At 55.6% G+C, this 13,524-nt stretch carries 9 protein-coding genes and 1 tRNA gene; 6 read left to right on the top strand and 4 right to left on the bottom strand.

Translation table 11 applies throughout. The features are described 5' to 3' along the window. The first annotated feature begins 512 nt into the window (after positions 1-512). From VM163_10340 to VM163_10330, 3 genes are all read left to right on the top strand, one after another. Positions 513-2,708, top strand: coding sequence for a right-handed parallel beta-helix repeat-containing protein (locus VM163_10340; GenBank protein ID HUT04276.1), 2,196 nt, complete (start codon positions 513-515; stop codon positions 2,706-2,708). 183 nt (positions 2,709-2,891) lie between these two features. After that, positions 2,892-4,256: a Trk system potassium transporter TrkA gene (trkA, locus tag VM163_10335; GenBank protein ID HUT04275.1), complete on the top strand. Its 1,365-nt coding sequence runs from the start codon at positions 2,892-2,894 to the stop codon at positions 4,254-4,256. Beyond that, positions 4,257-5,705 carry a TrkH family potassium uptake protein gene (locus VM163_10330; protein ID HUT04274.1) on the top strand — a complete coding sequence of 483 codons (1,449 nt, stop codon included), beginning with the start codon at positions 4,257-4,259 and terminating at the stop codon, positions 5,703-5,705. Positions 5,706-5,949: 244 nt separating this feature from the next. Here the strand turns inward: VM163_10330 and VM163_10325 are convergent, their stop codons facing one another. The 4 genes from VM163_10325 to surE all read right to left on the bottom strand — a co-directional run bounded on the left by VM163_10325 (position 5,950) and on the right by surE (position 9,459). Then, positions 5,950-7,698 (bottom strand): AAA family ATPase, encoded by a 1,749-nt coding sequence (locus VM163_10325; protein ID HUT04273.1) that lies wholly within the window; start codon positions 7,696-7,698, stop codon positions 5,950-5,952. 88 nt (positions 7,699-7,786) lie between these two features. Further along, positions 7,787-7,861 (bottom strand) — tRNA-Pro (locus tag VM163_10320). 72 nt (positions 7,862-7,933) lie between these two features. After that, positions 7,934-8,626 (bottom strand): YqaA family protein, encoded by a 693-nt coding sequence (locus VM163_10315; protein ID HUT04272.1) that lies wholly within the window; start codon positions 8,624-8,626, stop codon positions 7,934-7,936. A 35-nt stretch (positions 8,627-8,661) separates the two neighbouring features. Beyond that, on the bottom strand, positions 8,662-9,459 hold the full coding sequence (gene surE, locus VM163_10310) for a 5'/3'-nucleotidase SurE (GenBank protein HUT04271.1): 798 nt from the start codon (positions 9,457-9,459) through the stop codon (positions 8,662-8,664). Between the two features lie 374 nt (positions 9,460-9,833). On the opposite strand from surE, the gene VM163_10305 reads away from it, so the two are divergent. Genes VM163_10305 through VM163_10295 form a run of 3 tightly spaced genes read left to right on the top strand, consistent with a single transcriptional unit; the run spans position 9,834 to position 13,487 of the window. Beyond that, positions 9,834-11,525, top strand: a complete 1,692-nt coding sequence (locus VM163_10305; protein HUT04270.1) for a hypothetical protein — start codon at positions 9,834-9,836, stop codon at positions 11,523-11,525. Between the two features lie 60 nt (positions 11,526-11,585). Then, positions 11,586-11,927, top strand: a complete 342-nt coding sequence (locus VM163_10300; protein ID HUT04269.1) for a YciI family protein — start codon at positions 11,586-11,588, stop codon at positions 11,925-11,927. A gap of 48 nt (positions 11,928-11,975) precedes the next feature. Next, a complete protein-coding gene (locus tag VM163_10295; GenBank protein ID HUT04268.1) occupies positions 11,976-13,487 on the top strand; it encodes a radical SAM protein in 1,512 nt (503 codons plus the stop codon). Positions 13,488-13,524: the final 37 nt, after the last annotated feature.

Below are 13,524 nucleotides of genomic sequence, written 5' to 3'. Positions count from 1 at the left end.
CAATCGTGTCAACGCACTCTTTTGAGAGGAGTTCCCTCATTCTGTCTCGAGACAGCGGGAACAGATGGGTTATGGGCATAGCCAAGCGTCGGCTGGCTGTGGCTTCTTTCCCCGTAGGGGAACACGTGAGTAGCCGCAGGTGAAACCTGCGGACAGGTTGTCCCAAACCTCCTGAAAAGCGACCCTAACGGGGTCGAACGATACCGTTAATCTGAATTTGTTCGACCCCGTTAGGGTCGCCAAGACGGATTTGGATGCGCCCGTGACCCCGCGTTGCACACGGGGCTACTCACATTCAGCCCCGTTGGGGCTGGCTGTACCGAAATTGCCAATGCCAGTTGTTCAACGTCCAAATCACCGCTTGACAGCCAATAACGCAGCCTACCCAAGCGAAGTCTTGGGGAAGCTCCTGACTCTTTCCCACTTGAACCTACTCTCCAAACTCTGTTATCCTTGAAGCCTTCGGGAGTTTAGGTGTTCTATAAGTAACTTATAGAATGGAGGAGGAGACGATGTGCTTACAAACCAGACACTACACCGAGCTGGCCTTGTCAATATCAATGGTCGTGCTGCTGCTCTGTGGCGTGGCTATTGCCGGGCCATCAATCACGATCTCCACTGATAGCGATATCTACGGCGATGATGACACAATCGAGGTAATTCTGACGGCCACGAATCGGGATATCGAGTGCAATGTTGACGTCTATGTTGGGCTTCTAACGCCCGATGGGGGAGTCTTCTCGCTTCAGGTTGAGGGCTGGACAAGCGGTGTCGGACCCTGGATGCAGGAGATCCATCTTCCAGTGGGATTTGTGCTCAATAGCTGGCCCCTTGGGTTGTTTGATATTCCCTGCTCGATGCCGCCAATCAGCGATCAAGGACAGTATTGCTTCGCCTCGGTCCTCACCCACGCCGGGATACTGGAATGGGTCTGCAACCCGAGCTTTGCGCCGTTTACGTTTGAGCCCGTACCTAGGTCGCATTGCTACGTTAGCGCGCAAGCCGGTGACGATGGCAACGACGGCTCTGAAGCCTCCCCGTGGAAAACAATAACTCATGCGCTGGCGTCCGTGGATGGCTCCGAGGCGAATCGCGTCTCGATCCACGTGGCCGCTGGGACATACGCCGCCTCGACCAACGGCGAGACGTTCCCGCTAAACATGAAGAGCTGGGTGTCTCTCGTGGGCGCCTCGGCGCTTGAGACCATCGTCAACGCTGAAGACGCTGCATACCACGTAATTCTCTGCGATCGTGTCATCGATGCTACCATCCAGGGGCTGACGATCACAGGCGGAAACGCCTGCGCCCAGGACGGTGATGACGCTCGCGGAGGCGGCATACTCTGTATCAGGAGCTTCCTGACCATCGCGGACAACATAATTATCGGGAATTACGCCAATTGGAAACAGGCTGGGGGCGTTCTTGGTGGTAGTGCAATTTGCCTCATCGATTCATCGCCGCTCATTACAGGCAATATCATCGAGCGTAATCAAGCCGAGTCGGGCGGAGCAGTTGCATACTTCGACAATAGCGGCGGCCGACTTGAAGGCAATATCATCATGTTCAATACTGGTAGCGGTATATACTGCGAAAGGAGCTCGCCGGTAATCAATGACAACACGATTACCTCCAATTCCCAGAACGGCATATACAACAGGTATTCATCCCCGACGATCACCAACTGTGTGATCCAGGAGAACGGCACTGAATATTATGGAGATGGGATACGTTGCTCTTCTTTCTGCGCGGTGGAGATTGAGGGCAACACAATCCGGCGAAATGGTTGTGGCGAATACAGCTATGGTGTCTCCATCGGCGAGGATTCGACGGCAGAGATATCAGATAACATCATCAGCGAGAATAGAGGTGGAGGCGTGTGCGGCTATGGCCCCTGCACCATCATGGCTTGGGCCAACACCATCGAGGATAATGACGGTCCGGGCGTCATCTGCGGCTATGATGGTTGCGTCCTGGAGGCAAGTGGGAATGTCATCAGGAATAACACGGCGGGCATCGAATGTTGGGACAGCAGAGTGGTCCTGTGGAATAATGAGATTGAGGGCAACGTCAGGTCTGGCGAATATGATTACGTCGGCGCTGGCGTGTTCTTGTCCGACAGCACAGCTGATATCTCAGAAAACAGACTGTCTGGAAATATGGCGCGCGGGTGGGGTGGCGCCTTCTATTTCTATCGCAGCTCTGTAACTTGCTCAGGGAACTTGATATCGGATTGCGCAGCCTACTGGGGCGGCGGAGTCAGTATCACGGACTCCGTAGTGACTCTGGACGATACTCTCATAGTGGGTTGCACCGCCGTGGAGTCCGGAGGCGCGATGCGGCTGAGTAGGTCTATTGTGGATATCCAGAACTGCACAATAGCCGATAATTCGGCCCCGGAGTACGGTGGTATTCTCGGCAGGGATTCATGCAGGCTGCTGGATTGCATAGTTTGGGGCAATGGCGATGACATCGACGGATGCGAGGCGAGGTATTGCTGTATAGGCGAGCAGATTGAGGGCGAGGGGAACATAAACGCCGACCCGCTCTTCTTTGATGGGCCGCTTGGGAGCTACTACCTCGACCCAAACAGCCCCTGCATTGATGCTGGAAGTCGTTATCTGGAGTATGGGAGTCACCACACGACCCAGGCCGACGGCGCGCCGGATACGGGCACAGTCGATATGGGATTTCACTATCCGCTACCCTGAAGGTCATTCAGGCTAATGGAAGACTGAGGCGAATGAGGTTTCCAACGGTTCCCGCGTAAGGCCATCCATTTGCCCCTTTTCCCCCTTCTGCGCTTCTCCCCTCATCGTCAACAAATGACAGATCAGATTGTGTATAGTAGGGGCTAACCGTGAGTTGATGGCAACCGAGAGGGAGCAGATCAGTTGAAAGTCGTGATCGTTGGCGCGGGTGAGGTCGGTTTTCACATCGCTTCTCGCCTGGCCCATGAGAACAAGGACGTGGTTGTAATAGACATTGACCCCGAGGCCATCCGGCGCGTCTCGGACAGCATAGACGTGCAGGTCATAACCGGGTCTGGAAGCAGTCCAGTGGTCCTTGCGGAGGCGGGCATAGAAGAGGCCGAGATACTCCTTGCGGTAACCAACAGCGACGACACGAACCTCGCCGCGTGCCTCATCGCGGACACAATCTCACAGTCAGTCAAGAAACTCGCCCGCATGCGGGATGCCGACTTCGAGAATTATCACGGGACGTTCCGCGATCGGCCGCCTCATATCGACACCATAATCAACCCGGAGATCGAGGTTGTAAAGACTATCGATAGGCTAATGAGCGTCCCCGGAGCCGTTGACGTAGGCGAGTTTGCCGACGGCCGCGTCAAGTTCATCGGGATACAGCTGGACAAAGAGGCGCGGCTGGCGGGCGTTCGCCTCTCTGAGATTTCCGCCAAGATTGGAAGACCAAGCCCTCTTATCGCGGCCGTGGTTCGGGACGAGGAGCTGATAATCCCTCGCGGCAATGACCGGCTAAAGCCGGGCGACCTTGTCTATCTCGTCAGCGAGAAGGCGAAGCTGCTGGAAACGCTTTCTGCTTTCGACAAGCACGCCGAGCCGCTGCGCCGGGTCCTGATCGCAGGCGGAGGGCGGATAGGTTTCAGGCTGGCTGCCTTGCTTGAGGAGAAATCGATCTCGACCAAGATAATCGAAAAGGACCCTGACCGATGCGAAGCGCTTGCTGAGCAGCTGAACAAGACAGTCGTGCTCAACGGCGACTGCTCCGATCAGGCCCTCTTGAGCGAAGAGAACATACAGGATATGGATGTCGTTATCACGCTGACGGGCGATGAGCAGACAAACATTCTGGCCGCGCTGCTCGCCAAACAGATGGGAGCGCGAAAGGTAATTGTGAAGATCAGCACGTTCAGCTACTTCCCGCTGATGACGACGATTGGTCTCGACCAGGTGGTCAGCCCCCGCCTCTCCGCGATAAACACAATCCTGCAACATGTTCGGCGAGGCAAAGTGCTGTCGGCCATGTCCATCAAGGGCGAACAGGCGGAGGTGATGGAAGCTGTGGCCCAAAAGACTTCGGACATCGTTGGCAAGCCCTTGAAGAAAATCTCGTTCCCCCAAGGCGTGCTCGTTACTGCGATAACGCGCGGCGGCAAGGTGATCATCCCCTCCGGCGACAGCGTTATCGAACCCGACGACAGGATCATAGTGTTCGCCAGAAGACAGGCCGTCCCGAAGGTCGAAAAGATCCTCGCGACAAAGCTGAAGTACTTCTAGATGCGCTGGCGTTACGTCCTTTGTATCGTTGGGATACTTGTCCTGTTCTTGGGGCTAACGATGATGTTCCCCCTTTTGGTCGGCCTTTACTACTGGGACCAGAGCATCATTCCCATCTCGGCGTCGATGGGAATAACGATAACTGCCGGGGCGCTGCTTTACGCATGTTTCAGGGGCGTGAGGGTAGAGCACATCAGCCAGCGCGAGGGAATGGCGATCGTGGCGATTGGATGGACTGCGATGGGCCTATTCGGCGCGCTGCCTTTCTATCTTAGCGGTGCGTTCGAGACCTTCGTCGATGCTTTCTTTGAATCCGTTTCGGGCTTCACAACGACGGGCTCGTCTGTCCTGACCGATATCGAGACGGTATCAAAGGGGCTTCTTCTGTGGCGGAGCCTCATCCAATGGCTAGGCGGAATGGGCATCATCGTCCTATCTGTGGCGATTCTCCCCTTCTTGGGCGTCGGCGGCATGCAGCTCTACAAGGCCGAGGTCCCAAGCCCCGTCCCTGACAAGCTCAGGCCCCGCATCAAGGACACCGCAATGGTACTCTGGAAGGTCTATGCCCTGATTTCCGCGGCCGAAATCGGGCTCCTCTTGTTAGGCGGAATGGGCCTCTATGACGCCGTGTGTCACGCGTTCACCACCATGCCCACTGGCGGATTCTCAACCAAGAGCGCCTCGATTGCCCACTTCGACAGCGTCTATTTCGACATCGTTATCATCGTTTTCATGCTGCTGGCTGGCGTGAACTTCGCGCTTCACTATCAGATGCTTAGGGGGAAACCATTGGCCTTCTGGCGGGACTCCGAGTGCCGCTTCTTCCTCGGCGCCGTCGTTATCCTAATCGTCATTGTAAGCCTTAACATCTACGGCGCCGTCTATGACAGCTTGGGCGAGGCGCTCCGCTACGGGGCCTTTCAGGTCGTCTCAGTCATTACCACCACGGGCTACGTCACGGCCGACTACGGCCAGTGGCCGGCCATGTCCCAGCTCATCCTGCTCTTGTGCATGATCATCGGCGCCTCGGCCGGTTCGACTGGAGGCGGCATGAAGTGCCTCCGCATCATGCTCTGCCTCAAATACATCTACAAGGAGCTTTTCACGATGGTTCACCCCCACGGCGTCAGATATGTAAAGATCGGCGGCAAGCCCGTGTCCAGGGCCGTTATGAGGAGCGTCTTGGGGTTCGTGCTCCTTTACATGGGCCTATTCGCCGTTTCCGCTGTCCTGCTGTCGAGCATGGGCGTCGATGTCGTAACCTCCGTCGGAGCAGTTGCGGCCACAATGGGGAACATCGGCCCCGGCCTGGGCCTCGTCGGCCCCGCCGCGAATTACGCTAACATACCCTACCTCGGCAAGTGGCTGCTGATATGGTGCATGCTCCTGGGGCGCCTCGAGATATACACGGTCATAATCCTCCTCATCCCCGAGTTCTGGCGCAAGTAGTTGCCACGCGGGAGCCGAAAACCGATGTGTGCCCGGAGCAACAGACAGTGAAGCATCACGCCCCGAAGCAGATGCTCATAGAAAGGACAGAAGGAGCGCGCCCTGACGGGAAATCGCCGTGAAGGCCGCTATATGGCTGGTCGGGGCGAGAGGATTTGAACCTCCGACCTCTGCCTCCCGAAGGCAGCGCGCTAACCAGGCTGCGCTACGCCTTCGCGATGTCAGTTTCACGGGCGCGAGGCCCTTACCTTGCCGGGCCGTCCGAGGCGCTGGGCACGGGCAATAACACTCGCTCCATCTCGTCAAGCTTCTCCTTGACCTCAGGATGAACCTCCGCTTTCTTCATCACGGCGGCTATCTGATAGTAGTCCTTTTTCGAAAGACCGAGCTCTGCCGCTTCAAGAAAGGCAGGGAGAAGGGCTTTGCTGGAAGGTGTGGCGACGAGATAGTCAATATCCCCCAATGGATGTGAGAGGGCGGCGGGCGGCAGATTGTCCTTCAGGTACTTCTCCCCCGCGGTCTTCCGAGCTGCTGAGAAGATGTCCGGGGCCGGCCCCGCGACGAAACGCAACAAAGCATCGGGGTGAAGCAGGTAGTTCTCTATCTCATAGCGCCGCCATCGGAGCACCGTCAGATCGTCCGCTGCTATCTCGTGGTCTGGGAGGCTTCGGTTATCGCCGTCCAAGAGCAGAACCCCTCGTATTACGGGGCGAATCGCTTTAAGCCCGAAGAAGTGTGCTCTTGCCTCGCGCGCGTCTCTGCCGTGTATCGGCCAGAAAAATGGCATATCGAAAAACGCCTTCATTGGGTGGTGAAGGATGCGGGCTAACTCCGCCAGAATCTTGAAGTCGCTCTCGCCTTCAACGTAGAGAATGTTCTGACCGCTCTCTGCCGACAGAATGTCAAGCGAGGAGAGTCGCTTGAGAGCCTCTCGCACCTGATCCCTCTCGGGCTCGACGCGCAGGCGATGAGGCGCACCGTAAAACGAGAGGATTTGCTCCGGGCCTGTATCTTCTAAGATGACCTCCGAGTGGGTCGAGACCAAGAGCTGGCATTGCCGCATTCGAGCTACTGAGCGCAAACGGTCGTAAATCTGTCTCTGAAGGATCACGTGGAGGTGAGCGTCGGGCTCGTCGAGGAGAAGAACGGACGCTGGCCTTGCATAGAAAAACGAGAGGAGCATCAGGACCTGGTGGAAGCCGCTGCCCGCGGAGGCAATGTCGAACTTCGCACCTCCTGAAGCCTTATGTCGGTACTCAACTTTGATGAAAGGGTCTGTGCGCGGGTTATACTGCGGCTCTAAAAGCACGTAGCCAAAGACCTCTTTGACGGTCTCAACGAGTGATTGCCATGGCTCGGCCTTCCTCTCTTCGCTTTTCTCGTAAACCTCGTGGAGTAGGTTGCGCAGGATGTCTCCCGGCTTCCCTTGGCCAACCAACATATTCTGATAGCCCGGGTTCAGCCCAGTTTCTTCCGCCCCAATGCCGGAAAAGGGAGGCACATGGACAATGTCAGTCTCGTTGACCCCTTTAGGGACATCCACAACGTGCTTGCCCTGCTCATCTTCTAGCCACACATATACCAGCTCCTTGTTGGCGTAGCGAAAGCAGACCGCGAGGTGCCAATTGGCTTCTGCTTTAGTGGCCCGCCCCCATATACTCACTCTTATCAGCTTATGATCTCCGCTCTTTTTCCCGGGGTCTTCGTTCTTGCGGTATGCCGTCCTTCTGTCGTACCACAGGAGGTTCATTTCTCTGAGCGGGATAGCAGCGAAGTCTTTTCTGGTTATTGGAACTCCCGTGCGCTCCTTAGCCTTGGAAGGTTCTTGCCGTTCAGCGAGCCAGCGTTGAACTCCAAGATCCCATACCGAAATCGCTTGGAGAAGCGTGGTCTTCCCGGAGTTGTTTGGCCCGGCAAGGACGACATCATCGCCAAGGTCAAATGTCTGTTTAGCGAATCTCTTGAAGTACTCTATGGTAACCTTCGTTATCATCGTCTGCCTGACCTCTGTCGCACCTGCATAACTCTGTGTCAACCTTGAGAGTAACCCAGCGCTCGCGAACGCCCGGTCATTCAGTTTGTCGGGGCGAGAGGATTTGAACCTCCGACCTCTGCCTCCCGAAGGCAGCGCGCTAACCAGGCTGCGCTACGCCCCGACACATCGCAATCTAAGTCTCAAAGAGAACAGCTCAAAAGCCATACCGCCTCAGCACGCCGAATCACCTTGCTTACGCGTCGGATGAGCGGGAACCGTCCGTCCCAACCGAACTCGAACGACCAGCTTCCTGCTCCTTCTCCGACCTTGCCGCGTGGCGTTTTGCCATCAATCTTACAAAATAGAACCCGCCGATCAAGAGGATTATGAAAGCCAACGAGAAGTAGTTCAGATAGCTCATCAGCTGCTCTTTCGGCAGCGAGTCCCTGACAAGCGGCCAGACGAACATCACAACGAGGCCGACAAGGAAGAACCTGCCTCCTCGGCTGATGGCGGAGATGACCACGAACTTGGGGAAGTTCATCCTAAAGGCGCCAGCCGAGATCGTGAACACCTTGTATGGGATGGGTGTGAATCCCGCGACGCCAACAGCCATTACGCCGTATTTCTCAAAGTATCTATCAACCACGCCGACCTTCTTTTCCTTGAATATCTTCAGAAGCAGCGGCCTGCCACCCGCCCTGCCAATCAGAAACCCGAACATTCCCCCAACCGTCGAACCAGCCGTGCAAACCAGCGCAAGCCATAACGCGGACGTTGGCTTCGCCATACCGATTGCGATCAGCAGGACGTCAGGCGGTATCGGGAAGAAACTCGACTCCGCGAACGCCAGCAGAAAGAGAGCCCAAACGCTGTAAGGGGAGCCGGACCACGCCACGGTCCAGTCAACGAGCTGGTGCGGGATCGATGCCAACCAGTCGAGCATTTGTACTTTCCTATCCGAATTCCACGTTGGGGGGATTATGCCTCAAGATGGGGACGACTCCGATCGGAAAGCACCGATCGCACAAGATGTTGCATCAGACCGAGCGCTCGCACATCTGTCAGATCAGACTGCATCGGTGTTATCGAGATGAAGCCATTGCTCACCGCATAAACGTCAGTCCCCTCTGCGGCGAGGTCGGGCCGCGTAGTCCGTCCTATCCTGAACCGCCTCGTCCGGTGCGGTGTTCCTTTCCCTTTAGAATTCGCATCGACCTCGACCACATTATTCTCAAAGTGCAGCCTGCCCTGTCTGGTCAACGTCACCGGAAATGGCCCTTCGCCTCGTGGAAAGTTGATGTTCAAAAAGCATCTATCCGGAAAGTCCTTCAGCGAGAAGCGCCTCACGAAATCCGTTATGAATTCGCACGCAGAGCCGAGGTTGGGCTGCTCGGAATAACCGACCGAAAGAGCAATAGCTCGCCAGCCAAGCAAGGTGGCCTCAATTGCTCCGGCCACGGTCCCAGAGTAGCTGACGTCCTCGCCAGTGTTGTGGCCGTTGTTAATGCCGGACAAGATCAGGTCGAACTGGACGTCGGCAAACAGATTCAAGAGAGCCAGATTGACGCAATCGGCTGGCACGCCATCAACCGCAAACTTACGCTGCGATATCTGCCTCGCCTCAACCGGCCTTCGGAGCGTGATGCTATGCGAGCAGGCGCTGCGCTCCGTCTCGGGAGCAACAACATAAACATCCGCAAGTGCCGCAAGCGTTTGCTCGAGGCGCACGAGGCCCGTGGCCTCTATACCGTCATCATTAACAAGAAGTATCTTCATTGGGGGTTTCCTATGAGTTATTCAGAATGAGGGGGCATTATAGTCGAGCCGGCACGAAGAGAGCAAGCGAGCAATGAGCTGACGTGGTGCGCAATATATTAGACTAGCGAGAGCCGGAACATTAGAGCGACAATAGTTGTTGTACTTAGTTAATGTCGATGTACAAGGGGATGGGAAGCTTGAACGAAAGTCCCAATTGTCAGTATCGACAGAGAGGAGGTGATATGTCAAAATGAAAGCACGAATGCTCCTAGCTGCGATCGCCCTAGCTGCTGTCGTCTGCGCAGTCGTGGTCCTCGCAAATCCCGTCCCCGCTCGTTTCCTTGAATTTGTGGGCAATTTGAGTTCAGACAAAGGTTTCGGGAGGTAAGAGAATGAGGACGTTTCGGTGGATATTCTTGACTTGCTTTGTTCTTATCGTCGCTGCCTGTTCGGCGGGTGCTTGTTTGGCGCAGGGGACCCGGATCGTGGGTCACTGGACCGGTCTCGGCGAAAGCGACGTCGGCGATGGCGTAACCGGCGAGCTGTTCGACAGCCTTGGCACATACTACTATGACATCGGCGTGGACAGTGCGGACAGGCCCAACCTGGTGTGGTCGGCCGCGACCTCGGGAACGGTGCAGACGACCAACGGCGTTGTTAAGTTCGCATATTGGGACGGAGATATCTGGCGCGGGATGGAGAATCCCGATGGGCCTGACAGCTTTGGCCCAGGCGTAAGCTGCCAGCTGGTCAACCTGCCGGGTGGGCCGGCCGTCATCTATGACTCGGCGGAGATCACAGCGTATCCCGAGCTTCACTATATGATGTGGAATGGGACAGCTTGGCAGCAGGACCTCTCGACGGCCATGGCTCAGATCCAGGCGGTAGATTACAGGGTACGTCTTGACGGCCTGGCCAAGCCGCATTTCGTTTACCTGCACTACGAAAACGGCGTGAACTATCTGTATTACTCCTTCTGGAACGGCACGTCGCTCGAGGGTCTTGGTGGAAGCGATGAGGGCGAGGGCATCGACGCCGTGCCATATATTTATGGGTTCAGTTCCTTCTGGTTCGCTCTGGACAGTCGTTCGTTCCCCCACGTTGTTTATAGCGGCGCTGAGGGTGGCGCGTTCTACGCATTCTGGGACGGGAGTAGTTGGCAAAGGGTCGCTATTAAGGACATATTCGGGTTCAGCAGTCCGAGCCCAAGAATCGCTATTGACACGCAGGACCATCCCCACGTGACTCTTCTGGACACGTCTCAGTCGCCATGCGACATCTACTATGTCTATTGGGACGGTCAGCAGCTGGTGTACCCCAATCGAGATGCCGGCGGCGTCTCCCAGGGCAAGGCCGGCTGGGACGCCAATGGGCCTAATATAGCCATCGACCTCTATGGCAACGCAAACATCTGCTATGGGATGGGCAGTGCGATCTATCTGCGCTACTGCCCGAGCGGCGAGGCAGAGTTCTTCACCTACGGCTTCGGGGACGTCGGCTGGGGTGTCCTGCCGCCTCCGGAATATAAGGAGAATTGGGGTAATATAGACATGTTTTCTGGCCCGAAAATCGCCGTTTCTGAACAGGGCCAGGCTTATGTTGCCTACGTAACCAAGTTCATCGTCCCCTCCGCCAGAGGGCCCCTCAAATGGCGACCGGTCTGCCGGGTCCGAGCATTTCTGCCAGAACCAGCCTCCAACCCACTTCTTGCGCTCGATACCACCAAGCGCCACTACTACATGGAAAGAGGCGACGATGCCGTCTCATTGGTCCTGGGCATCGACAACCAACAGGACGAGTGGGCGGACATTGACCTCTATTTGGCTGTTTCAGAGGAACAGCTGCTGTATCGTTTCAGTTGGTGGTGTCTGCCTCTGTCGCTTCCTCCTAACTTTTATCTGCCGCCATCTACCGTTATCACCGTTCCGATAACGCCGGCTGATCAGGGCGGCATATTCTGTCCACCGGTCGGCGGGCGAACCGATGAATACGTAACATACGCCGGCTTCTTCAGACACGGAACCGGTGAGGCCCTGGGGCCGATCCAATGGAATAAGCTCCTGGTAACTGGTATCAAGGAGTAATGACAGGCCGGTCATTCAGTCAGTTTAGATAGCCTCTGAGAGCAACGCGGATGGGGGATCATGCCTCGTAGTTGCTTCGTTTACGCGGTGCGTCCCCCAGAAGCAGCCCAGGACCAGATAGAGGCCCACAAGGCGTATCAGCACAAGAACTTCGAGGCGGGGCTTCTCGTGATGGGTGGGCCGTTCATAGACGAGGCAGGCGGCATGGCCATCTTTGAGGCGCAATCCAAAGAAGAGGCCGAGGCCATCGTCCGGAACGACCCAAGCATCGTCAGCGGAACTTACACCGCCGCCCTGCATCCCTGGCGCATCGCAGTGAGTCGCGCCCCGGGGCAGTGGATGGCAGACGAAAAGACATTGAGAAAGAAACCCAGCCGGCCTAACTTGAATTTACACACTTGATGGTGGTAACTCAAGAGTCTGGCCGGAAAGCAGAGGTTAAGTACCCATGTGACAGGCGAAGTATCGCTCTTCATACTGCGAGCTAAGAGACTCCTCGAGGGCTACTACCTGACGATGACCAAATCCCTGCGTCGGTTTCCGCCGGTGGAACGAGCATTAAAGGCAACTCGCAGGAGTTTCAGGCAGCTACTGTTCAAACGGATGCAGCTCGGGAATACGTATAATGCAGGAGCAAGCGCAAAGGCCAATTGCCCATTCCCGTTCCTAGAGATGGTCATAAACTGCGACGGCTCTGTCGCGTGCGGCACGCTCGGTGAGGCGCCGATTGTCGGCAATGTGTCGGATCAGAACCTGTGGGAAGTCTGGGATGGGCCAAAGATGAGAGGTATCAGAGGTAAGATCCTAAAGGGTTCATCAGAAAACTGTGAGCAATGCGTGCTGCATGGAATGGAACTCTATCTGCGTCCCAGATTCGGTAGGCGTGTAACGATGGGAAGGAGAATTGAAAGACTCCTGATTGAGCCCACTGTGGAGTGCAATCTGGACTGCCCTACCTCCTGTGGCAGAAAGGCCCCGAAAAACGTCTCGGTCAGAGCCAGGCGCTCGATGAGGAGGATGCCGCTAGCTCTTTTTCAGAAAATCATCAATGAGACGGAGGACAACGTAGATCAGATTGGGTTTTTCAATTACGGCGAACCATTTCTCCATCCGAACATCATGGAAATGATCACCTACACCAGACAGAAGTGCCCGAATGCAGCGTTGTTCGTGAACACTAATGGGACACTATTGACGGACGATGCAAAGCTCAAGGAGCTAGCATTTTCGGGCCTCGACGAGATTCTGTTCTCCATAGATGGGGCGACCCAGCAGAGCTATGAAAAATACCGGAAGGGCGGCGATATTGAACTCGCGCTCAAGTCCCTGGAGAGATTGGCATCCCTACGACGAGGCAATAAGCCGAGGATCATCTGGCAGTATATCCTCTTCAAATGGAACGACTCAGATGCAGAACTCAGACAGGCTGAACGCATTGCGACCGAGATTGGTGTAGATCAATTCGTGTATCAGCTCTCTGCCATCCCATTGATTGGCTCCAAGAGATTCAGATATGGCAAAAAGGAATTCGAGTATATTGCCCCGTTTCTCTACGAAAGCCGAAGATTCGTTCATAAGTACGAGATGAATTCTGAGGTGCACAGGAAGGACGTCGTTAGAGTTACGGTCAAGAACGTAGGCAATATCAGGTGGAACTCCAGAAAAGTCCCCTGGGGAAGGTTTATATGCCTCGAGGTTTTTAGGAAGGACCTCATGCATCCCTTAGCCGAAGAGAGACTTCACACGCAAGAGTTCTCGAGAGACGTTGGTCCTGGAGACTCTTATACAGTGGACCTCCATTTAGAGCCTTTGTGGTTTGACGAGAGGTGCGGTAATACCGTCTATGTCGATTGCTTCATTGAGGGCGACCTGAGTTTCAGGAATAGAGGCAATACTCCCTTGGCTATATGCAAGTATGCGCCTCCTCCCTCTACGCCAGTGCCTTTACATTTCTTCTCTTGAACCGCTCGCATGCCTCGCCCTTGAGCCGTGAATTGCC

It is taken from the genome of bacterium, from assembly GCA_035527515.1.
In the GTDB taxonomy this organism is placed as follows: domain Bacteria; phylum B130-G9; class B130-G9; order B130-G9; family B130-G9; genus B130-G9.
This window is presented reverse-complemented; position numbering and strand designations above follow the sequence as displayed.